At 44.9% G+C, this 23,401-nt stretch carries 16 protein-coding genes; 15 read left to right on the top strand and 1 reads right to left on the bottom strand.

Annotated elements, in window-relative coordinates:
* Positions 1-16 precede the first annotated feature (16 nt).
* The 14 genes from MgSA37_RS10865 to MgSA37_RS10930 all read left to right on the top strand — a co-directional run bounded on the left by MgSA37_RS10865 (position 17) and on the right by MgSA37_RS10930 (position 21,339).
* Positions 17-3,355: a SusC/RagA family TonB-linked outer membrane protein gene (locus MgSA37_RS10865; protein ID WP_096351870.1), complete on the top strand. Its 3,339-nt coding sequence runs from the start codon at positions 17-19 to the stop codon at positions 3,353-3,355.
* A 10-nt stretch (positions 3,356-3,365) separates the two neighbouring features.
* Entirely contained in the window at positions 3,366-4,829 is a 1,464-nt protein-coding gene (locus tag MgSA37_RS10870; RefSeq protein WP_096351871.1) for a RagB/SusD family nutrient uptake outer membrane protein, read from the top strand.
* Positions 4,830-4,940: 111 nt separating this feature from the next.
* Entirely contained in the window at positions 4,941-5,708 is a 768-nt protein-coding gene (locus MgSA37_RS10875) for a DUF4397 domain-containing protein (protein WP_096351873.1), read from the top strand.
* Positions 5,709-5,859: 151 nt separating this feature from the next.
* Complete coding sequence (locus tag MgSA37_RS10880) at positions 5,860-6,789, top strand: ABC transporter ATP-binding protein (RefSeq protein ID WP_221199381.1); 930 nt, start codon at positions 5,860-5,862, stop codon at positions 6,787-6,789.
* Positions 6,790-6,799: 10 nt separating this feature from the next.
* The gene (locus tag MgSA37_RS10885; RefSeq protein WP_096351876.1) at positions 6,800-7,495 is read left to right on the top strand and encodes an ABC transporter permease; all 696 of its coding nucleotides are present in this window, start codon (positions 6,800-6,802) and stop codon (positions 7,493-7,495) included.
* Complete coding sequence (locus tag MgSA37_RS10890) at positions 7,480-9,096, top strand: GldG family protein (RefSeq protein WP_096351877.1); 1,617 nt, start codon at positions 7,480-7,482, stop codon at positions 9,094-9,096. Before MgSA37_RS10885 ends, MgSA37_RS10890 begins: the two co-directional genes overlap by 16 nt.
* Positions 9,097-9,145: 49 nt before the next feature.
* Complete coding sequence (locus MgSA37_RS10895; RefSeq protein WP_096357411.1) at positions 9,146-10,471, top strand: MutS-related protein; 1,326 nt, start codon at positions 9,146-9,148, stop codon at positions 10,469-10,471.
* 38 nt (positions 10,472-10,509) lie between these two features.
* Complete coding sequence (locus MgSA37_RS10900) at positions 10,510-11,826, top strand: MutS-related protein (RefSeq protein ID WP_096351879.1); 1,317 nt, start codon at positions 10,510-10,512, stop codon at positions 11,824-11,826.
* Between the two features lie 69 nt (positions 11,827-11,895).
* The gene (locus tag MgSA37_RS10905; RefSeq protein WP_157750533.1) at positions 11,896-12,426 is read left to right on the top strand and encodes a hypothetical protein; all 531 of its coding nucleotides are present in this window, start codon (positions 11,896-11,898) and stop codon (positions 12,424-12,426) included.
* A 333-nt stretch (positions 12,427-12,759) separates the two neighbouring features.
* Positions 12,760-15,570 (top strand): M16 family metallopeptidase, encoded by a 2,811-nt coding sequence (locus MgSA37_RS10910; protein ID WP_096351882.1) that lies wholly within the window; start codon positions 12,760-12,762, stop codon positions 15,568-15,570.
* A gap of 12 nt (positions 15,571-15,582) precedes the next feature.
* On the top strand, positions 15,583-16,545 hold the full coding sequence (locus MgSA37_RS10915) for an NAD-dependent epimerase/dehydratase family protein (protein ID WP_096351884.1): 963 nt from the start codon (positions 15,583-15,585) through the stop codon (positions 16,543-16,545).
* Positions 16,546-17,192: 647 nt separating this feature from the next.
* A complete protein-coding gene (locus MgSA37_RS10920) occupies positions 17,193-19,847 on the top strand; it encodes an outer membrane beta-barrel protein (RefSeq protein ID WP_172885314.1) in 2,655 nt (884 codons plus the stop codon).
* Between the two features lie 46 nt (positions 19,848-19,893).
* Complete coding sequence (locus MgSA37_RS10925; protein ID WP_096351887.1) at positions 19,894-20,487, top strand: Crp/Fnr family transcriptional regulator; 594 nt, start codon at positions 19,894-19,896, stop codon at positions 20,485-20,487.
* 69 nt (positions 20,488-20,556) lie between these two features.
* On the top strand, positions 20,557-21,339 hold the full coding sequence (locus tag MgSA37_RS10930) for a sterol desaturase family protein (RefSeq protein ID WP_096351889.1): 783 nt from the start codon (positions 20,557-20,559) through the stop codon (positions 21,337-21,339).
* A gap of 14 nt (positions 21,340-21,353) precedes the next feature.
* Here the strand turns inward: MgSA37_RS10930 and MgSA37_RS10935 are convergent, their stop codons facing one another.
* Positions 21,354-21,821 carry an Lrp/AsnC family transcriptional regulator gene (locus MgSA37_RS10935; protein ID WP_096351890.1) on the bottom strand — a complete coding sequence of 156 codons (468 nt, stop codon included), beginning with the start codon at positions 21,819-21,821 and terminating at the stop codon, positions 21,354-21,356.
* Positions 21,822-22,295: 474 nt separating this feature from the next.
* Here MgSA37_RS10935 and serC point away from each other — a divergent pair, with 474 nt between their 5' ends.
* Positions 22,296-23,396 carry a 3-phosphoserine/phosphohydroxythreonine transaminase gene (gene serC / locus MgSA37_RS10940; RefSeq protein ID WP_096351892.1) on the top strand — a complete coding sequence of 367 codons (1,101 nt, stop codon included), beginning with the start codon at positions 22,296-22,298 and terminating at the stop codon, positions 23,394-23,396.
* Positions 23,397-23,401: the final 5 nt, after the last annotated feature.

The following is a 23,401-nucleotide window of genomic DNA, read 5'->3' on the forward strand; positions in this document are numbered from 1 at the left end:
AAAACCCTTGGTGCGTATGAAAATTTTTAGACTCTTATTATTTTTAATTTGCCTGCTAACAACCGGATCTCTGTTTGCGCAGCAACAGCAACAACCGATTACGCTGTCGTTGAAAAATGTGCCGCTTGAAACGGTATTGACACAAATAAAAAAGCAAACCGGCATTTCATTTTTTTACAGTAAAGAAATATTAATCAAAGCCGGTAAGGTATCTGTGCAGGTTGATAAAAAGGATTTGCAAACCACATTAACTACCTGCCTTCAAAATACGCCGGTTACGTATATGGTCGTCGGGAACATTATTGTGCTGGTTGATAAACATGCAAAAAAAAACGCCGATGGCACGCTGGAATTAAATGAAAATATGTTTTCCCAGGTCGCTGTGCATGGGTTTGTTTACAATCTGGCCGGGACGGGGCTCAACGGCGCCAGCGTAGTTATTAAACGCACGCACCTGGGAACCACGACCAACGCGAACGGCGAATTCTCACTTGGAGAAGTGCGCACCAATGATACTATCCGGGTAAGCTTTATTGGTTATGATGCCCAGGATGTGGCGGTTGCACAAGGTGAATTTAACATTAAGTTGAAGGAGACAAAAAACGAGCTGGATGCAGTGGAAGTTCAGGCTTACGGTACCACTACCAAACGCCTTGCCATGGGCGAGATCAGCCAGGTAAATGCCGCAGACATTGAGCGGCAGCCTGTATCAAACCCGCTCCTGGCCTTAAAAAGCATAGTACCCGGCTTATTGATAACGCCTACAACTGGTTTTGGCAACTCCCCCGTACGGGTGGAGATCCGGGGAAGAAATTCCATCGATCCTTCATCCATGTCTGATCCTTTGTATATCATTGACGGTATCCCCCTGGTCCAGACCTCCGCAGGCTTGGTAAACACGGGCTACCAAACCGGCGCCAATCTTCAGCAGGCGGGCATATCCTCGGGAATGAGCCCCTTTGCGGCCCTTAATCCCAACGATATCGAAAGTATTACGGTTCTTAAGGATGCCACAGCAACGGCCATGTATGGTTCCCGGGCCGGAAACGGGGTGATCATCATCACCACCAAAAGGGGTAAAGCCGGTAAGACGGTGGTTGATGTGACGGCCAGCCATGAGATCAACAGGACCATCGGGCACTATGATATGTTAAACACTACCCAATATTTGCAGATGCGCCGCGAGGCACTCAGGAATGACGGGCTTACCGCTTCCACAGCGACCGCACCTGATCTCACCTTATGGGACACTACCCGCAACGTCGACTGGCAAAAACAGCTCTGGAAGTCAACAAGCGGCTCCACCGTCAGGGCAACCATATCCGGCGGTAATGAACTCAGCACCTTCAGGGTCAGCGGCTCCTACCAGTCGTTACAGGATATATCACCTTTAACAAATCAAAATACCGACGCGAAGTCGAACATTGCCTTTAACTTCAGTCATCATAGCCCGGATCAGAAATTAACTGTCGACGTTTCCACCATATTCGGACATAATAAAATTAACCAAATATCCATCGGCGGGGCAACAACTATGGCACCTGATCTGCCGCCCATATTTGATAAAAACGGAAATCTGAATTATACTGACTGGAACGCCGCCGGAATTGGTTCATCATTCCCTTTCGGCTCCCTGCTTCAACCTTTTGTGACCAGTTCAGATCTGTTAAACGGCAGCCTCCGCCTGGGTTATCAGATTATCAAAGGGTTGAACGCAAATATTTCGGTAGGGTACAATCTTGGCCTAATGGATAACAGGGTTACCAATACCATCGCCTCTCAGAATCCGCTGTATAACCCTACCGCGTTGAGCGTATTTGGTAATAGCAGAACAGATGGATGGAACATTACCCCGCAGATAGACTACACGCGCTATATTGGCAAGGGAAAACTGACCGTGCTGGCCGGCGCTAACCTGAATAGTTCATCGGCGAGCGGTTTAAGTACTTACGCGTATGGGTATACGAGTGATGAGCTGATAAAATCTGTCAATAATGCACCTTTCGTCCAAAGTCAGCAGGGATATGCACAAAGCAAGTATGTTGATGTGCATGGCAGCCTCAATTATAACTGGGAAGGAAAATATATCGCCGAAGTTTCGGGCAACCGCGACGGTTCATCAAATTTTGGACCTGGCAGGGAGTTTGGATCATTCGGCGTAGCGGGGGTGAGTTGGGTGGCCTCGGAAGAACAGTGGCTTAAAAAATCATTGCCCTCATGGGTGAGCCTGCTAAAATTGAAGGTATCCTACGGAACCACCGGCAATTACCCGGGAGTGGCATATCAGTACCTTTCGCAATGGGCTAATAGCAGCTTCAGCGGAGGCAGCCCTTTATATACTTACAACGGCATAGTGCCGCAGGTGCCAATCCACGCCGTCAATCAGGACTACCGCTGGGAAACCGATAAAGAATTGAATACCGGTCTGGATATCGGCTTACTGGACGATAGGATCAGCCTGCATGCCGCCCTTTACCGCAAACGGACCAACGATCAGCTGGCTATGATTCCAACCCCTGCCTTTACCGGTTTTAACAATGTGGAGGGCAACTCGCAGGCAGAGGTTCAAAACAGCGGCGTAGAAATAGCGTTAAATGCCAGGATCGTGGATACCAAGGACTTTACCTGGTCTTCGGCCCTGAATTTCAGTCATAACGAAAATAAACTGCTCGCCTTCCCGGGAATACAGTACACCTCCTATTATACCACCCAAAAAGTGGGGTACTCCGTTAATGAGGTGTTCCTGTTACATTATCTGGGAGTTGATCCGCAAACAGGGCAGCGCAGCTACCAGGATTTAGGTGGTGGTGGCTACGTATCCTTAGGTGGCACCACGCCCCCCGGAGGACGTGGGGACAGCCGGAGTGTGGCTATTGACCTGAGCCCGAAATTTGAGACATCATGGGTGAATCGTTTTGCTTATAAAGGTTTTAGGCTTGATTTGCAATTTGCCTACCGCAAAATGATGGCGATGGAGCCGTATGCGTATCTTTTTCCCGGCTCATTTAATAATAACATACCCTTATCGATCTATAACAATCACTGGCAAAAACCAGGCGACATTAGCACCAATCCGCGCTTGACTACATTATATAGCGCAAATAGCGACAATGATTTTGCGCAATCTGACGGTGCTTATACCGATGGGTCTTACCTGCGTTTGCAAAATGTTGCCCTAAGTTATGCCCTGCCAGACAGACTGGCCAAAAAGATGGGCGTGCAGGGAATAAGTTTGATGGTCAGCATGGAGAATGTATTTACGATTACCAAATACCCTGGAATTGATCCGGAGCTGCCCTTTGGCAACCAGCCGCAAGCCAAGACTTTTAATGGCCAACTCACTTTAACTTTTTAAAAATCAAACGATGACAATAGATAGCTTAAAAACCAAAGTAATTTGTCTCCTCTGCTTTTTTGCCCTTACCGCACAAATGGCATGTAAAAAGCTGATAGAGGTTGATGAACCGATTAACACACTGACCACCACGGAGATCTTTTCTACCGATGCTACCGCCACTTCTGCGATGGCCGGCGTGTATTCGGCTATGATCAATGGTACCACCAGCGGGAGCGCGTCGGGTGGATTCCAGGAATTCAGCGCATGCCTTTCCACCCAGCTGGCAGGAATGTCCTCCGATGAGTTTAATACGACGAACGTGTTCGGATACAATTCCATGGCCAACTATAATACGAATCATTTGACGGCAGAAGATGCGGGATCATCTACAAGCTTATGGACTTCTGCCTATGATATTATTTACAAATCGAACTCGGTTATAGAGGGGGTGGCAGCATCGACGTCCGCTTCGCTGCATGATAACGTAAGAAAGGAGCTCACCGCCGAAGCAAAATTTGTCAGGGCTTTCTGCTATTTCTACCTGACTAACTTTTTTGGCGACGTCCCGATGGTGCTCACGGTCGATTTTAATAAAACAGAGAATTTGCCCAGAATGCCCCAGCAGCAGGTTTACCAGCAGATCATCTCAGATTTGACCGATGCGCAGGCCGTTATAGCTACGGACTACTCGGCCGGTAATGGTGAAAGGATCATACCCAATAAATGGGCAGCTACGCTGCTGCTGGCCCGCGTCTACCTGTACACCGGTAATTATTCCGGTGCATTCACTCAGAGTTCCGCTGTTATTAATAATTCTTTGTTCGGCTTGGAGCCTGATTTGAATAACGTGTTTTCGACTAACAGCAGGGAAGCCGTATGGCAGCTGAAGCAAACCATCACCGACTTATCATTAAAAAATGCAACGCCTGAAGGTTACACAACAGACTATACCCTTACAGCACAATTATCAGCCGCCTTTGAACCCGGCGATCAGCGCAAAGTTAAATGGGTGGACAGCACCGGCCTGGCATATTCCTCTTACCCCATACCCAATTCATACTATCCTCACAAATATATCATAGGCCAGTATAACGCCGATGCCAGCCAGCCTCCCCCGCAGTATTATATGGTGTTGCGTCTGGCAGAAGCCTATTTGATACGAGCAGAAGCAGAGGCTAATGGTGCAACCGGCGGCGCTGCATCAGCTATAGCAGATTTGAACGTGATACGGAACCGGGCCGGACTGCCGGATTTAAACAACAATTTAGCGCAGCAGCCGCTGAAAGACGCTGTAGCCAGGGAGCGTCAGGTGGAGCTATTTGCAGAATGGGGGCACCGCTGGTTCGACCTGAGAAGGACAGGGCAAGCGCACAGTGTATTGTCATCTATACCCGCCAAGCAACCCTGGGCCGGCGACTATCAACTGCTGTATCCGATCCCTTTGACTGAGATTAAATTCGATCATAACCTATCGCAAAATACTGGTTATTAACTTGTTGTAAAATTAAAAGGGACTGCAGGCAAAATAATGAAACACAACCACTTTAGTGCTAAAGGCTAGCGGGTGGCAGAAAGAATGACAACAATCTAAAATTTAAAGAATATGTGGAAAATATATTTTAATCTTTTTTCAATACTGGGGCTTTCACTGGTATTGGCTTCCTGCAAAAAGGAATTAACGAACCTTGGAAGCGGAACGTCATCGCTCACCATAGTTAACGCCGTTGTTGGCAATGACTATTTGCTGACAGATTTTAAGCGGGGTCAGTCAACTGGTAATTATCTCCCCCCAATGAATGGTATCCACTATGGCACCGCAACCTATTTTAACAGCTACAGCGGCCAGCAGCCACTGGCCCTATACCACTTACCGGATACAACTGCTACCAGCGCCCCGGTGTTCAAGCTTACGCTGGATTTACCAGTGAACACGATTCATACCCTGTTCCTGATGGGCACTCAAGGTGATCCGGATCAGTTATTGACCACCGACCAATTGCCGTACCACCCGGATTCGGATTCCACCATGGGAATCCGGTTCATCAATATTTCCAAGACCAGTCACCCGGTCAGCGTAAATATAGCGGGGCAGGCCAACGGCTCCGAGGCGACGGGCCTGGCTTATAAAAGCGTTACCCCATTTAAAAATTACAATGCAGGTTCGGCAATAAAAAGCTATACGTTCGAATTCCGCGACCAGGCTACCGGTGAATTGTTGGGCAGTTGCATTGTCGACGGGGTAAATAATGACGGTTCTTCGAGCTCGCCTAATATCCGGCGCTACAAAAACTTTACTATCGCATTGCTGGGAGCTCCCGGGGGAAATGCGCCTAACAGTGCCCTCATTATAAGCGAGGACATAGCTTTCTAATCAGGAAATGGCGCAGGTGAAAAAGGATTTTAACTCTTAGCAGCCCCGGAGCCCGAATATAGATGAATTTGGTTTTGGCCGTCTGCAGTTCGGGCGTTCCGGGGAATTTATTGCCAGTACAATAACAGTATATTTTAAATAATCAACGATAATGAACAGCATTTTAAAAATCGAACAGCTTTCGCACAAATACACCAGTAGCTGGGCCATACGCGATATCAATATGGAAATAGCCCAAAATGGTATCGTGGGTTTACTGGGGTCAAACGGGGCCGGAAAATCGACCACCATGAATATTATTTGCGGCGTATTGAACCACACCGAGGGGGACGTATATATCAATGGCTTTGATATCAGGACCCAGGCCGAATCAGCCAAAAAAGAGATCGGTTTTTTGCCACAGATTCCGCCCTTGTATACCGATCTCACCGTAGATGAATACCTGAGGTATTGCGCCGAATTGCGGTTTATTGAAAACGGTAAGATAAAAAGTGCGGTAGAAGAAGTAAAAGAACGCTGCGGCATAGCCCATTTCAGCAACCGGCTCATCCGCAATCTTTCGGGCGGTTACCGCCAGCGCGTAGGTATAGCGCAGGCCATTATCCATAAACCAAAACTGGTGGTGATGGACGAGCCAACCAACGGGCTTGACCCCAATCAACTGATAGAAGTGAGAAAACTGATCAAAGAAATTGCCCTTGATCATGCGGTGTTGTTATCCTCTCACATTTTATCAGAGATACATATCCTCTGTAAAGAGATCATCATGATTGAAGGCGGCAGGCTGGTGTTTGCTGATACCATGGATGCTTTTGATAATTATATGCCGTCGAACAGTTTAATGATGCGTATGGAAAACCCGCCGCCAATAGGCGATATCTTAAATATACAGGGGGTTACCCGGGCGGAATTGCTTACCGATAAACAGGTCAGGGTATATTTTGAAGGCGGTGAGGAAATAACGGAACGACTGGTAGTTGCAGGCGTACAGCAAAATTGGCAGCTTCGCGAGATCAGCCTTGAAAAGGGCCAGCTTGACGACATTTTCAAAACTTTATCGTCCCCCCAACCTAACTCATAAACTTAAAACAATGAAGATCATACTCAAAATCGCAAAAAACGAACTCCGAAACCTTTTTTACTCGCCGGTAGCCTGGTTTTTGGCTATTGCTTTGTTAGTGCAGTGCGCTATTTTTTATACGTCGATTGTTCATCAGGTTGCCGCCTGGCAAGATATACACTTGGCTAATAACCCGAGATTTAAAGATTTTAGAGTTGACACTACTTTTACAAAGGCCTTTTTCATAGCAGGGGACAGCATTTTTAATAGCGTATTGCAAAATTTGACCCTGTTTATTCCATTGCTTACGATGGGCCTGATTGGCCGCGAAGTGAATAACGGCACCATCAAGTTATTATATTCCTCGCCTATAAAGCTGCGTGCCATAGTTTTGGGGAAATACCTGGCTATAGTGATCTATAACCTGCTAATGGTAGCAATAGTCGGCATATTTATTGTATTGGGAGCGTTTAATATCCGATCGGCGGATATTGCATTGTTATTATCGGCCGAGCTGGCTTTTTTCCTGATGATATGTGCTTACGGGGCCATTGGTCTGTTTATGTCGAGCCTCACCACTTACCAGATCGTATCGGCCATGGGGACTTTTCTGTTCCTTTTTTATTCGCCCGTATTGGCGCCTTATGGCAGAAATATGATTTTATACGCGACCTTACCTGGTTTTTATCGATATCCGGACGAACCTCAAGAATGGTATTGGGGCTGATCACTACCAAAGACGTGTTCTACTTTTTACTCATTATTTTTATGTTCCTGAGCTTTACGCTTTTTAAACTAAAAGGCGAAAAGGAGTCAAAACCATGGTCGGCGAAAGCCCTGAGGTATATCACCGTAATTGTGGTATCCCTGTTGCTCGGTTATATTACCTCGCGCCCTGCCCTCGTAGGGTACTGGGATACAACAGCCCATAAAGAGAATACCATTGATCCGCGTATTCAAAATATGCTGAAGCAAATGGGTAATGAACCCCTGGAGGTAACACTTTATACCAACTTATTGGGTGCGCACGCCGGGCCTGGCTTGCCCGAAGGGCGCAATCCTTATTTAGACGCGCTATGGGAGCCATATCTGCGTTTTAAACCGGACATTACGTTTAAATACGTTTATTATTATGATTACGATGGGGCTTTGGACAATAATAATTTGTACAAAACTTATCCAAACAAAACAGAAAAGGAAGTAGCCGGGATAATGGCCGACTTGCTGGGGACAGATGTATCCATGTTTATGGGGCCCGACGAGATCCACAAAATAATTAACCCCGCCGCTGAACGTGCCCAGCTTTTTATGGCGGTTAAGTATAAGGGCCGTGTAGTTCATCTCCGTACCTTTGATGATGACGAATTTTGGCCTAATCAATCAGAAGTAGCTGCAGGCTTAAAACAGCTTATAAAAGGGGATAACCCAAAAGTTTACTACCTTACAGGCAACCTGGAGCGCAGTATTTATAAAACCGGCGAGCGGGAATATGAATTCCTTACTACAGCCCAACGCGTCCGCGAAGCATTGGTCAACAACGGGTTTGACCAGGATACGCTATCATTGGAAAATCATGATATTCCTGCTGATATTTCGGAGCTGGTGATTGCCGACCCTAAAACTGATTTAAGCCCTAAAACCCTGGGTAAGGTGCAGCAATATATCAACAACGGAGGTAATTTGCTGATTATCGGCGAACCCGGCAAGCAGGCTATGCTCAATCCGGTATTAAAACCGCTGGGCGTTCAGTTAAGGAGCGGTACACTGGTTGAGCTCAGCAAAAACGAAACACCCGATAAGATACAGCCGTATGCCACTGATGATGCCTTTGATCTGGGAGATATTAGGGTACTGCACCAGTTAAAACAAGAGCGAAAAGAGAAAAATTTTGACGATACATTGCCAATCATGATGCCGGGGGCGGCAGCTATTGCTTACGCTGCCAATGGCCCCTTTAAAGTTACCCCGTTGTATACAACTGTTAAACAACGAGACTGGCTTAAGGCAGGGCGGTTGGTAATTGACTCAGTGCCCCCGGTATTTAGCCCTCAGGAGGGAGATATCAAAGACTCCACCTTCGCTACCGTTGTTCAATTAACCAGGCAACTGAACCATAAACAACAGCGGATCATCGTATGCGGGGATGCAGATTTCTTAAGTAATATCAGGTATGACTCGTTCCATACCGTGCTATATAGCTGGCTGGACTACGGAAAATATCCGGTATACATTAATGCTCCTTATTACCACGATAACAAACTCACCATTACGGAGCCAACGGCGGCGTTTGAAAGAATATTTTTGTATGGATATTGCCTGGTGTGTTGATATTATTAGCCGCTATATTATTAATCAGACGCAAAAGAAAATAGAACCTATGTTTTTAAGTACAGACGAACAAACGATAGAAGACCTGGGGCTTTTTGGCAACCGTAATAACGGCGGGATCTATGATATTTACAATGCAGCAAATACAAGGGGCGGCGAAGCCATATTAAAAGATATGTTCCGCAACCCATTGTCTGACAGGGATGCGATCAATCAGCGCAGCAGCATTATTGAACATTTTGCCCGGATGAACATGGCCTTCCCATTCTCTGCCAGCTCATTTGACATGGCAGAGAAATATTTACTGGATAATGTAGAGCAATCAAAAGGGACCAACCAGCAAACCAGTATGCTCAGCGAAAAAGAGATGCTTAACGGGGTATCCGCCGTGATCGACATCTTGTGGACCGCAAAGACATTTATAGAAAACAGGGACGTGGCAAGTGTATTTGCCTATAAAACGGAACGCGACAGCATTGTCATGTTGCTCCGCGATGCTGCCTTTACACCGGCACTCAGGGAAAAGCCCCAGGGCAAATTGCCTTATTCAGCCATAACGGCTTATGATATTTTATTCAGGGTACGTGAGTACGACAAGATCAAAAAGCTGTTAAAACATATTTATACGCTGGATGTGTATTTGTCAGTAGCAAAAGTGGCCGTTAAAAGGAACTTCGTATTCCCCAGCGCCCTTGAAAAAGGCTCGTGTGAATTGGCCCTGGAAGATGTTTATCAACCCGAACTTAAAAAACCCGTTGGTAACTCCGTTTTCATAAGCCCACGGCAAAATATCATATTTTTAACCGGGGCCAATATGGCGGGCAAATCCACCTTTTTGCGTGCGGTAAGCACCGCGGTGTATGTGGCGCACATGGGCTTCCCGGTAGCAGCCAGGTCAATGGCGTTTTCAGTAATGGACGGCGTTTATACCACCATCAATTTACCCGATAAATTAGGCATCGGGGCCAGTCACTTCTATGTCGAGGTGCTGCGGGTGCGAAAAATGGCCACAGAGCTGAGCCATGGAAAATCATTGTTTATCGTATTTGATGAGCTATTCAGGGGCACCAATGTTAAAGACGCCCATGAAGCCACGGTTGCCGTTACCAATGCTTTTGCCGGAAAGAAAACCAGTATGTTCATTATTTCCTCGCATATCGTGGAGGCGGCCGAGCAGCTAAAACTAAAAAGCAATATCGGATTTCAATACCTCCCCACCATTATGAATGGTACCGTCCCTGAGTATACTTACACCCTGAGACAAGGCGTAACCGACGACCGGCACGGGATGATCATCATCAGGAATGAGGGAATACTGGACATCTTAAAAAACGGTCTTAAGAAAAAGGTGAAGCACTTAGATACAGTCAGCTAATCATTCAGCACATATTAGACAAAAACGAGGTAACAATTATGAGTTTTGGTATAGATAAACAAACCCTGGATGAACTTAACCTGCTGGGGAAATTCCGCAGCGGATCGGTTTACAGCCTGTTCAACCAGGTAAAGACAAGGGGCGGCGAACAGCTGCTTGACAGAATGTTTCGTACACCGCTGGAAGATGCACAAATAATCAATGAACGTACAGCCGTCTTCCGGTTTTTCCAGAAGGAGCAGCTCAGTTTTCCTGTTGATGCACAGCAGGTAAATTTGATGAGGGAGTATCTTGATTCCGGCGCAGGAAAAAATATAATAACGGTATTTACCGGTACGATTTTAACAAGAGTACTTTCCAGTTTAACACGCGATGAGCGGTACAAAAAAAACATCCAGGGTTTGCAGGCAGTGATTGTTGTAATGAACAGGTGCCACACCTTTTTAGAAGCGATGCCGCCGATTCCGGGGCCGTATTCCAACAGGATAATGGCTGTAAAAGAAATATTGGCGGATAAGCGGATAGAAAGGTTAAGGAGTATTGATATTTATAAATCATTGTCGCTTAGGACACTGATTTTTTATAATCACCTGATAAAAAGCAGTCTTTATAAAAAAGTAGAAGATCTATTATCCTTTATTTATGAACTTGATGTAAATATTAACGTCAGCGCGGTGGCAAGCAGCAAAGGCTTTGTATTTGCAAAGGCGCTGCAACCCGAAAAAAATGCACTATCAGCCACTGATCTTCGCCACCCCTGCGTAGAAAAGGCGATAGGTAACACCCTGCTGCTGGCAGAAGGAAGCAATGTGCTTTTTTTAACCGGGGCAAACATGGCCGGCAAATCCACCTTCATGAAATCCGTGGGTATCGGTTTCTACCTGGCCCATATTGGGTTCCCGGTGGCGGCGGCCAGTATGGAGTTTTCGGTCAGGGAAGGGCTTTATTCTTCGATCAACGTAGCGGACAATATTAACCTTGGCTACAGCCATTTTTACGCGGAGGTGGTAAGGGTAAAACAGGCCGCGGAGGCCGCCGCCAGCGGCAAACGGCTTTTGCTGATGTTCGACGAACTATTCAAGGGCACCAATGTGAAAGACGCCTACGACGGAACGCTTGCAGTAACAGAAGGCTTTGCCGAATACACCGATTGTCTGTTCATCGTTTCCACCCATATCATCGAAGTTGGCGAGGCATTAAAAAGCCGGGACAATATCAAATTTGGCTACATGCCGACGGTGATGGACGGATCGAGGCCCCGCTATACTTATAAGATGCAGGAAGGGATTACAGAAGACCGCCAGGGAATGATGATCATCCGGAACGAAGGTATTCTGGAGCTGATAGGTGACTGAAGAAGTGTTTTTTTAATAGTGCAGCGCCATAACAATTAATAATAATTAATTAACCCAAAAAATTATAATATGAGAAAGAATATATTAGAAACCATAGTTAAACTCAGTGCATTGATGATCATTTGTTTATTGACTTCAATGCGTTTGATCGAAAAAAAACCGGATTATTCCGGTACATGGAAACTTAATACAGCAAATACTAAGCTCGGCGGGTTACCTTCGACCGGAGTTGGTAAGCAATTGACCATAAAACAATATTCAGATAAATTGATCATCAAACGCTTGCTGGAGGTAAGGGGGCATAACGATTCAGGTGCAATTGACACGTTTAAATTTGATGCCAAAAAGGAGTCGGTTTCAGACATGTTTAAGCATCATATCGCTTATACAGGATGGTCCGACGATGGCAAGCAATTAGCAAAAATTCAATTTATTAAAACCAATATTAAAACTGAAAAGGGTGAAAATATAGCATCTGAACAAAAAGTAATGGTAACCTGGAGTCTATCTAAAGATGGCAAAACCTTAATTATTGATCAGGAAATTACACTTGGTAATTTAGCACGCTTTATAGTAAAGTTGGTTTACGACAAGCAATAAAACGGCAGCAGCATTTCAGAAAGGTATTAACTAACAGACAAATAAAAAAAGTTTAATTCGTGAATACTTCGCAGGCAGGATTTATTAATCAGTTTAAGCCCGGATTAGCTAACCGGAACTTAAAACCGCAGTGGATATCATTAGTATAATACCGGGAAAATTTCTTTAATCCATTACATTCTTAGTTATTATGAATAAATACCTGTTGTTTATTTGCGGGGCGTCCTATGCCTGGTTTTTGCCAGGTACAATACACGGTATCGCCGCCGGAAACCATTCAGAACACAAAGGTATCAATTAATAAATGACCACAATTTAACCATCAGATCAATAATGAACCTTATAAAACCATTCAAAATACTGCTGCTCTTTGCAGCATTGCCACTCGGCGTATTTGCACAAAACATTATCCCGCTCGACCCGGACGTGCGTACCGGTAAACTGCCTAACGGTTTTACTTATTTTATCCGCCACAATGAAGAGCCAAAGAACCGGGTACTGATGTACCTGGTTAATAAGGCCGGGTCCATACTGGAAGACGAGGATCAGCGTGGCCTGGCGCATTTTACGGAGCACATGAGCTTTAACGGCACAAAACATTTTCCGCACAACCAATTGGTAGATTACCTGCAAAAAGCAGGTGTCCGCTTTGGCGCCGACATCAATGCGTATACCAGTTTCGATGAAACTGTTTATCAGTTGCCGATCCCCTCTGATAATCCCAAGTTATTAAAAGGCGGCCTGGAGATCATGCGCGACTGGGCGCAGGAAGCACTGCTCGACCCCGCAGAAATTGATAAGGAACGCGGTGTGGTGCTGGAAGAAAAACGCCTCGGAAAAGGTGCGGGCGAACGAATGCGGACGGTATATTGGCCGGTCATCCTGCAGCAGTCCCGGTACGCAACGCGAATGCCGATAGGTTTAGATACCGTTTTGAATAACTTCAAGCGCCCGGTCATAGCACGTTTTTATCATGACTGGTACCGGCCCGATTTGCAGGCATTAATTATCGTCGGCGACATCGACGTTAACCAGGTAGAACAGTCTGTAAAAGCACAATTTTCAAACCTTAAAAACCCTGAGCACGAAAAAGCAAGACCCCAATTTACTGTACCGTTGACCGGGAAAAACCAATTTGTGGCCGTGACCGACAAGGAAATGACCTCTACGGTTATGGAAGTGATTATAAAGCACAAAGCGCCGCAGCTAAAAACGACAGATGATTTCCGCAATAACGTTATACAACTGCTATTTATGGAAATGTTAGGTGCACGTTACCTTGAACTATCGCGGTTGGCCGATCCGCCATTTGTTAATGGGGGAGCAGGCATTTCCGATTTTATCGGCGGCCTTGATTGCTATGATGCCAGTGTGGTAGCCAAACCAGGTGAGCTGGAAAAGGGCTTTAAAGCTGTCTGGCGCGAAACCGAAAGGGTGAAACGTTTCGGATTTACCGCAACTGAGCTCCAAAGGGCAAAAGCGGGCTTATTGACCAGCGTTGAATCATCCTATAAGGAACAAAACAAAACCAATTCTGAGTTTTATGTAAAACAGTACCAGGAATATTTTTTAAAGAATACCCCTGCACTGGGGATAGCCGCCAGTTACAAACTGGTCAAAAATTACCTGCCAGGGATCACATTAGCCGAGGTAAACAGGCTGACAGCTGAATATATTAGGGATACAGACCAGGATGTATTGATCGAGGCGCCTGATAAGGATAAAAACAGTCTCCCTGACGAAACTATTGTTAAGGCATGGCTAACCTCGGTAGCCAATGAAAAGCTGGAACCCTACAAAGACGAAGTAAGCACCCAGCCCTTGCTGGCGAACCAACCGCTTGCCGGTAAGATTGTGTCAACCGAAAGAAATAACGACCTTAAGTTTACGACAATTACCCTGAGCAATGGCGTTAAAGTCATCTTAAAACCAACCGATTTCAAAAACAATGAAATAATGTTTAATGCGTTTGCGCCGGGAGGTACCTCAATTTATGACGATGCGGATTTCGAAAGCGCCGCCGCCGCCGTCGGGCTGATTACTGCCGGGGGCGTGGGCAACTACGATGCCAACCAATTGCAAAAGTTTATGGCCGATAAGGAATCCGCAGTCAGCCCCTTTATTTCGGATCGCTCCCAGGGGATCAGCGGGAACACCACGCCAAAAGACCTGGAAACTGCATTGGCACTTACTTATGCCTATTTCACTGAACCGAGGAAGGATACGGCCATATTTAAAGGCATCATCGGGAAGAGCAGGGCGAATCTTGCCAACAGGTCGGACGATCCGGGGAGTGTTTTCAGTGACACCGTGAGCGCGGTGCTGAGTAACTATAACGTAAGGCGAACAGGCCCAACAATTGAAAAATTGAATCAGGTGAACCTGGACCGGGCTTATTCAATCTTTAAGGAACGGTTCTCCGACGCGGGTAATTTTACTTTTACCTTTGTCGGCAGTATTGATACCAATACCATTAAACCGCTATTAGAAAAATACCTCGGTTCCCTGCCATCAAGGGGCCTTCATGAACAGGCTAGAGACCTTGGTATCCATATTCCTCCGGGAAAAATCGAGAAAACCGTTTACAAGGGAAGTGAACCTCAGGCGAGCGTTATGCTGGTTTTTTCCGGAAAATATGATTATAGCCCTGAAAGCAATGTTTGCATGGATGCCTTAAAGGAGGCACTGGAGATACGCTTGCTGCAAAGATTGCGCGAGGACGAAAGCGGGGTATACACTCCCAGTGTTTCTAACGTGATCAGTAAATTTCCGCAATCCCGTTATGCATTTATGATCAGGTTCGGCTGTGCCCCGCAGAACGTGGATAAATTGGTGGCCTCCACCCTCGATGAGATCAATAAGCTCCGCACAGAAGGTCCGTTAAAAGAAAATGTTGACAAATGGAGGGCAGAGAGTAAAACAAGTATTGAACCGAATTTAAAGACCAACGGTTTCTGGCTTGGTTACATCAACGCCCAACTACAAAACCAGGACGATTTGGGGATCATTAACCATTACAGTGCTATACTGGATGAGGTAGGCCCGGGTGATGTAAAAACAATGGCCTTAAAATATTTAAGCGGCGATAATTTCATCAAAATTGAATTAAAGCCTGAAGCCGATAACAACACCCGCGGCAAATAGGGCCCTCAATAAATGGAAAAAAAAGAAATCAGCCTCGTGATTGGCTCCAACGGACAAATCGGAAAAGTACTGACTCCGGAATTGCGAAAAAGATATGGGGAAGAGGCCGTTCTTGCTGCTGATTTAGCAGCGTGCAATCCTGAATATTTAAAATCCGGGCCTTACTTTCAGTTGGATGTCATGGAAAAACTGGCCATTGTGGATTTAGTGACCCGCAACAAAATAACCACCATATACCATCTGGGAGAAATTCCCTTTGCCGGTGGTGAACGGAGTGTTGGAAATACCCTGAATTTTAATATATCCGGATTGGTAAATGTTTTGGATGTAGCGAAAATATTTAGTTTGAAGGTGTTTTGGCCAAGCAGCGTTGATGTATTTGGGCCAACCTCGCCAAAACAATCCTGCCCGCAGCATACTATTATCGAGCCAGCCACTTTATATGGAATTACTAAGGTTGCCGGAGAGCATCTTTGTAACTATTATTACGAGCAATACGGCGTAGATGTAAGAAGCCTTCGCTTTCCGGGGTTGATAAGCCACACTGGAAAGCAGGGCGGCAGAACAACTGATTATGCAATAGAAATGTATTACCATGCCTTAAAAAACGAGACATATAACTGTTTCCTAAAAAAGGAAACAACGTTGCCAATGATGTATATGCCTGATGCAATCCGGGCCATTTTGGAATTGATGGATGCAATGCCGGAGCAAGTAAAAATCAGAACAGCTTATAATGTTTCGGCTATGAGTTTTAGCCCTGACAATCTGATAGCAGCTATCACCGGCTATCTGCCCGGTTTTACTGTCAAATTTACACCCGATTACCGGCAAAGGCTCGCTGATAGGTGGCCGGCCAGCATAGATCACAAAGAGGCAGTTAACGATTGGGGCTGGCAGCCAAAATATGATCTGAAAGCAATGACCGAGGATGTGTTGTATATTATTGGCCAAAAAAATACTTATAATAAGTAATGAATACTGCGTCTGCTGTGTGTATTATTATATAGATATATAGATGTTTTTGAATTTGGTTCAATATTAGAAGACCATTAATAATGGTTATTTAAGTCCTTGATCCCTCCGTTCTTTATCTGTTTTTTTAAGTAGTTAATAAAAGAACAGTTAGTAGTTATACCCAAAAGACTTACCTCTTGAGGAAAGGTAAGCTTTTAAGTTTAATAATATGAATTTGTTAATTCAACGTGAAAGCCAGCCGTTTACCAGACGGCTGCTTTTTTTAAACATTACAGCTTAGATTATTTTTCATGGAGGGAAGGTAAAGTAACGGAATAGGGTAGAATATACATTGAGTTCGTTTATGGTTAAAACAGTTGCCCCGGAGACACCCGCGCGGGTAATAGCGGAAGTATTATAAAAATATGGAGTTTACGGATAGGTAAAGGCGTACCACCGTGAACGGTTATTGTGGGATATGAAAAAGGTATATAGACATAAGCAGTGACCAACGAACTGCGGCGGATCGTCATTGCCAGAAAATATATTGCCTAAATAAATTGGTAAAGTTCCGTAATGAGACGTATTGACAATTTAATAACAATTATATAACAAAGGCGGGCTGGGAAGTCAGCCATCTCCCCGATATGAAATACTTGTTTATTATGATATTACTTATAGAAGTTTCAAACGCTGCGATTGCCCAGTCTGCTATAACGCTTAAGGGCTTAATAACAGGGTCAGAAACAAAAAAAACTTTACCGAAAGCAAGCCTTCAGCTGGACCAAAATGGGCGGCGCCTGCTTAATACTGTAAGCAATGACACCGGTCGTTTCGCATTTAATGGCCTTCGGCCTGGAAAATACCAGGTAATCACGTCGTATTTAGGTTTCAAAAGCGATACCCAAAGTGTTGTCATTAAAAGGGATACCCAGGTTTTTATTTGCCTGCAAAGTGAAAGTAAACAATTAGGCGAGGTAAAGATCAAAGCGCCTATAACGCCAATGCGGATAAACGGGGATACTGTAAACTACAATGCACTGGCATTCCCGACGAAGCCTTACGCCACGGTTGAAGATCTGCTTAAAATATTGCCCGGTGTTGAAGTGGATAATGACGGGAATGTTACAGTTAATGGGCAGCGGGTAGAAAAGATTATGATTGGCGGCAGGGCGTTTTATATTGACGACCTGCGCAAAGGGACGCAGTCGTTGCCGGCGGATATTATAGCCCACGTCCAGGTGTTTGATAGCCAGAGTGATATAGCCAGGTTAACCGGGGTAAAAGATCTTAACCATACAAAAACGATCAACCTGGAACTGAAAGACGACAAAAAGAACGGATTCGCAGGTAAAGTTTATGGCGGCGCCGGGAATGATGGCGGCTATGCCGCCGGTGGTGACATTAACGGCATAAGCCCGTCCAGGTTGCTTTTTCTGGGAGCATCAGCTAATAATATCAATAACCAGTTTAACGGAACTGAAAATAATTTAAGGGGTGGCATTGCTGGCAAACAACAGTCGGCAGATCTTAACTTTAATTTCAGAGATGACTTTAATAAAAAGCTTACCCTGCAATTAACTGGTATGTATTCTGATGATCAAATCAACCAGTTGAATAGCTCAGATCAGCAGAATTTCTTAACAGATTCTTCGCAGTTGCAACAGCAGATTAATCAAACGAAAAGTAACCGGGCCATGCTCAATATCGGGATGAACCTTACCTATAAACCCAATGAGCATAATTACATCGTTTATAATTTTTACTACTTACCCACCAGGAGTTCGCAAAATAGCCAGAATTCCTCCGGGGTCACAACGCAAAAAGCGGATACTGCCTATACGGCAAGCCGCGGTAATAACGGCAATAGCAGTGTTTATAATGGGTATAGTGTTAATAATTCATTGATGATAATACATCAATTTTCGAAGACGGGCGGGTCGCTTACCCTGTCTTTTAACCAATCATCAGGTGTAAATAACCAGCAAACCCATATTGATAACCTGATTTATACGTTTAACCCGGCTATGACGGAAGTGACCGACCAAAAGCAATTTGACCCCGTCCGCAATGAAAATTATAATGCCTTAATACAATACTCGAAACCTTTGAGCAAGACCACTGGTTTCAATATTAACTATAACTGGAACGATGACGTCAATATGTCCAATCAGCGGGCTTATGGCTATAATCCTCAAAATGGTCTTTATGATATACCGGATACATTAACCACGAATAATTTTATGAATAAGACAAGCCGGCAGCAGTTAGTGGTGGGATTGGGGGGCGGTTCTTCAAAGTCTGGCTCAGTATTAAACTATACTGTCAGCTTAGCAGCCTTGGAGGCCAGTCAGCAGGATGACAACCTGGCTACCGGGGTGTCCTTGAACCGTACTTATATGAATTGGAACCCTCAGGCAACTTTCGCGTACCAGAATAAAGGCAGAATGTTAAGAATAACGTATTCGGGCCAAAGTAATTCGCCAACCATTCAACAGTTGAAGCCGCTTCCTGATTTAAGCAATCCCTATTTAGTTAATATAGGCAACCCGGCTCTCGGTCAGTCTTTCGATCATAATGTCAATGGCGAATATTTATTTGTAAACGCGGGCAATGCCACAAATTTTCAATTTGACTGGAACGCCGACCTGACCCAACACGCCATCACCGCATCTACTACTACCTTGCCCGGAGGCATCCGGCAGGTTACCTTTGTTAACATCAATGGGGTTTATCACATCAATGCCGGAGCAAGCTATGGTTTTCCGCTACTTAGCCCGGATAATGGCACCGCGAGTATTAAGGCTAACCTATTATACGGGCATGACAAGAGTATTTTGAATGGCGATGCGAACACTACGCAGCAGACTGGCGTCAACGGAGAGTTTAAAATAAACTACCACGCCGGGAAATGGCTGTTTATCGAAAGCGAGGCCTCTTTGAACTACACTGGCAATCATTATTCACTGCCAAATGTGGCTGCCAGTAAAACTTTACAGCAAAATTACGGCCTTGACATTAATGGTACATTGCCGTGGACGATAATGACCGGTTTGAAATTAAGCAGGCAATTTGACCACACCAAAGGCTTGCCTGATCAACAAAATAACCTGCTGACTGCATTTATTTCGAAAGGAATATTCAGGGGCGGTGCCGGACAACTGCGCTTATCAGGCCTTAACCTGCTTAATGCCAAGGCGGCGATCAATGAAGCTATCGGCTCTAATTATATCCTGATTTCCAGGACCAACATCCCTCAGCGGTTGCTATTGCTCAGCCTGGTTTATAATTTTAGTGAATTCTTTAAAGGCAAAGCATAGCACCAAACCTTTTATCCGGGAAACAAAATAACTTAAGAACGCCTATATGCTCAATGCAGCGGATATCAATTTCTATTTGTCTGTTTTTAGGTGGCTTGACCTTAAAGATATGATGGACCTGGCCAGGCTGGCCCATACCAAAGAACTTAAAGCAGGCGAGATTTATATTCAACCAGGTTCCACATCACAAAAACTGGCTTATATCAAAACCGGTCTTATCCGGACCTATAGCCTGAAGGAAAACGGCGATGAGGTGACGCTGATGTTACGCTGGGAAAACCAGTTTGTGGCCTCATTCGACAGTGTTATTCTGGCAAAACCATCGCGTTTTATTTACCAGGCGCTGGAGGCTACCACGCTGGTGGAAGTGGATTACCATAAGGCAAAACACATTATCGGTCAAAGCCCTGAGCTATCGGCTGCCAGCCATACATTTCTGCTGCATATGCTGGGCGACGCCATGGACAGGTTAGAAGGCTTTGTTTTGCTATCGCCCGAAGAGCGGTATTTAAAGCTGGTTCACGAAAAGCCGGATATCAACAACCGGGTACCAGATAAATACCTGGCCACCCTGTTAGGAATTGCTCCGGGTTCGCTCAGCCGCATTCGTAAAAGAATTGCGTTGCAACATAAGCGTTAATTAACCATTGTTAATTTTTGGGGTCGGGCAGTAGTTTAATTTTGTACCGTTAAACAAATCAAAGATCATATGCAGCAATCATCCGAAATATTTTTCCGCATTTTAGGAATCTCAACGCTCAGGTATTTTATCTTAGCCGGGATCCCTTTCATCGTATATTACCATTTAATCACTAAAAGAAAACACGCGGCGAAGATCCAGTACAGGCATGCTTCCCGGGGGGATTTTGCCAGGGAGATACTGCATTCGATGCAAACAACAATTGTTTTTACAGCAATTCTTTATCTTGTTGTCTATACACCGCTGAAGAAATTCACCCTTTTTTACGACGGTATTACAGACTATCCGTTATGGTGGTTGCTGGCGGGGCCAGTGCTGGCACTCCTGATACATGATACTTATTTTTACTGGATGCACAGGCTGCTCCATCACCGCAGGTTGTTTCGCTTTGCCCATTTGCTGCACCACAAGTCCACTAATCCATCACCATGGACATCTTATTCGTTCCACTTTATTGAAGCTTGTACCGAAGGAGCTGTTTTTCTGCTCATAGTGGTGGTCGTACCAATGCACCTTGTCAGTGTCACGATATTTGTCATCACAGCTTTCGTGATCAATGTTTATGGACATTTGGGTTACGAGATTGCCCCGCTATGGTTAAGGAATACTTTTGTTTTTGAAATTGTGAATACATCCGTATACCATAACATGCACCACAGTAAGTTCAAAGGAAACTACGGCTTGTATTTCAGGTTATGGGACAGGCTGATGGGAACCGAACACCCGGACTATGTAAAGGAATATGATGCCATTCAGCAAAGAAGACTAAATAATGACCCTGCTAATGAATAAATGATGCAGGTAATTTACCTGACATCAAATCTGGTTTCGCATTTTCCTTCCGACATGACAAAAAAGGTTTCAAAATGGGGTTTGCCAGGCAGCCTGGCAAGTTTTTTCATTAATATGCTGCTGTATTCAGCCATGTCATTAATGGCAACGCGCAACAGGAAGTCATAGGCGCCTGACATGTGGTAGCATTCTTTTACTTCGCCAAGTTTAATTGCCTCGGACATGAAACTAGTTAAACATTCCTCCGTGTGCTCTCCAAGCTTGGCCTGCACATAGCCGATGAGGCCGTATCCAACTTTTTTTGCATCGAGGATAGCTGTAAACCGTTTGATGTAACCATCTTCAACCATATGCTGTATACGCAGTTGTACAGGCGTTTCGGACAGACCTATTTGCGTGCCTATTTTTCTGCAGGATGTACGGCAATCATTTTGCAAGGCATTGAGGATGCCGATATCAAATTTGTCAAGTTTCTTTTTCATAGAAAATTAAAGTAGTAGAAAGATAGCCCCTGGCAGCACGATTCACTTCCCGGTTGACTTTGCTGGCCGTGATACCGGGGTCTCTCCGCAGTCTTAAAAGTTGACCTTTTGCATAGGGAGGAGTCAGCTTGTTTCTCAATTACAGGCTGATCCGATATTTTGAGGGATTTCAATATCTTAGTGTATTTAATACAATTTATTATGATTTTAAATGGTAGCACGAATTTACATATAAAATGCACAAAATATGAAAGAAGAAAAGGATTTTGCTGAAAAAAATAACACAAAAACCGATCTTGATAGTGTATCGAAATTGGTTATTTACCTGCGATTGCCATGTAATATCAGGTAAAATGGGTATTTCACCTGATATTTTGATTTTTTTTAGGCGAAAACACTAAATATATGATGCGGTATAGGCAATTATTCTAAAACATTGAACCTTTACAGTAGGTAGAATTACAAATTTTAGAGATGAAGAATTTGCATAAACACAATTTTGGAGCGGGCCCCTGTATCCTGCCGGAGGAGGTATTGGACAATGCCGCTGAGGCCGTAAAAAACTGGAGGCCTACGGGGCTGTCTATCCTTGAGATTTCCCATCGGTCGGCGGCATTTGAGGAAGTGGTAAAGGAAACGGAAAAGCTTGTGCGGGACTTGTTGCAGGTTCCGCATAATTATAGTATCCTTTTTTTACAGGGGGGCGCGAGCCTGCAGTTTTGCATGGTTGCGTTTAATTTTTTACACAACAGCGGCAAAGATGCTGTTTACCTGGATGCAGGATATTTTGGGCAGAAAGCAATCAAAGAAGCGCTGTTCTTTGGCCCTGTTAACGTGGCGGCATCTTCAAGGGGAGCCGGTTATACCCATATTCCAAAAGAATACAGTATTTCTGCTGATGCGGCCTATTTTCATTGTACGAGCAACAATACGATTGAGGGAACGGAAATGTTCAGGTTCCCTGAAACAGAAGTACCGGTAATCTGTGATATGTCGTCGGATATTTTCAGCAGGCCGATTGATATCAGCCAGTTCGATTTGATTTATGCGGGTGCCCAGAAAAACACCGGACCTGCGGGAATGACACTGGTTATAGCAAAAAACGATCTCCTTGACTCCGTAAAACATCCACTGCCTTCTATGCTGGATTATCGTGTTTACCGGGATAACGGTTCGATGTATAATACACCGCCGGTGTTTGCCATTTATGCAGCGATGCTCAATTTGCAATGGTTGAAAAACAAGGGCGGGTTAAAAACGATATCGCTGGAAAACAGAGCTAAAGCACAATTGCTTTACGATGAAATTGACCTCAATCCGCTGTTTTACGGAGCAGCCGAACGCTATGACCGTTCGCTGATGAATGTCACCTTCCGGATGCACGATCCCGGCAGGGAAGCGGATTTCCTTGCTTTCGCCGAACAAAATGGTATGGTTGGTATAAAGGGGTATCGTACAGTAGGCGGTTTTCGCGCATCGCTCTATAACGCACTGCCTTATGAAAGCGTGAGGGAACTGGTGAATTGTATGAAAGTTTATGCGGAAAAATACCATCGGCCGGCAATCCTGGTTTAATAAAA

This window comes from Mucilaginibacter gotjawali (genome assembly GCF_002355435.1).
Lineage (GTDB): Bacteria > Bacteroidota > Bacteroidia > Sphingobacteriales > Sphingobacteriaceae > Mucilaginibacter > Mucilaginibacter gotjawali.

Bases quoted from the DNA above. Each gene is read 5' to 3' on its own strand.
- MgSA37_RS10865 (WP_096351870.1), top strand. From the start codon at position 17: ATGAAAATTTTTAGACTCTTATTATTTTTAATTTGCCTGCTAACAACC.
- MgSA37_RS10870 (WP_096351871.1), top strand. From the start codon at position 3,366: ATGACAATAGATAGCTTAAAAACCAAAGTAATTTGTCTCCTCTGCTTT.
- MgSA37_RS10875 (WP_096351873.1), top strand. From the start codon at position 4,941: ATGTGGAAAATATATTTTAATCTTTTTTCAATACTGGGGCTTTCACTG.
- MgSA37_RS10880 (WP_221199381.1), top strand. From the start codon at position 5,860: ATGAACAGCATTTTAAAAATCGAACAGCTTTCGCACAAATACACCAGT.
- MgSA37_RS10885 (WP_096351876.1), top strand. From the start codon at position 6,800: ATGAAGATCATACTCAAAATCGCAAAAAACGAACTCCGAAACCTTTTT.
- MgSA37_RS10890 (WP_096351877.1), top strand. From the start codon at position 7,480: ATGGTATTGGGGCTGATCACTACCAAAGACGTGTTCTACTTTTTACTC.
- MgSA37_RS10895 (WP_096357411.1), top strand. From the start codon at position 9,146: ATGTTTTTAAGTACAGACGAACAAACGATAGAAGACCTGGGGCTTTTT.
- MgSA37_RS10900 (WP_096351879.1), top strand. From the start codon at position 10,510: ATGAGTTTTGGTATAGATAAACAAACCCTGGATGAACTTAACCTGCTG.
- MgSA37_RS10905 (WP_157750533.1), top strand. From the start codon at position 11,896: ATGAGAAAGAATATATTAGAAACCATAGTTAAACTCAGTGCATTGATG.
- MgSA37_RS10910 (WP_096351882.1), top strand. From the start codon at position 12,760: ATGAACCTTATAAAACCATTCAAAATACTGCTGCTCTTTGCAGCATTG.
- MgSA37_RS10915 (WP_096351884.1), top strand. From the start codon at position 15,583: ATGGAAAAAAAAGAAATCAGCCTCGTGATTGGCTCCAACGGACAAATC.
- MgSA37_RS10920 (WP_172885314.1), top strand. From the start codon at position 17,193: ATGATATTACTTATAGAAGTTTCAAACGCTGCGATTGCCCAGTCTGCT.
- MgSA37_RS10925 (WP_096351887.1), top strand. From the start codon at position 19,894: ATGCTCAATGCAGCGGATATCAATTTCTATTTGTCTGTTTTTAGGTGG.
- MgSA37_RS10930 (WP_096351889.1), top strand. From the start codon at position 20,557: ATGCAGCAATCATCCGAAATATTTTTCCGCATTTTAGGAATCTCAACG.
- MgSA37_RS10935 (WP_096351890.1), bottom strand. From the start codon at position 21,821: ATGAAAAAGAAACTTGACAAATTTGATATCGGCATCCTCAATGCCTTG.
- serC (WP_096351892.1), top strand. From the start codon at position 22,296: ATGAAGAATTTGCATAAACACAATTTTGGAGCGGGCCCCTGTATCCTG.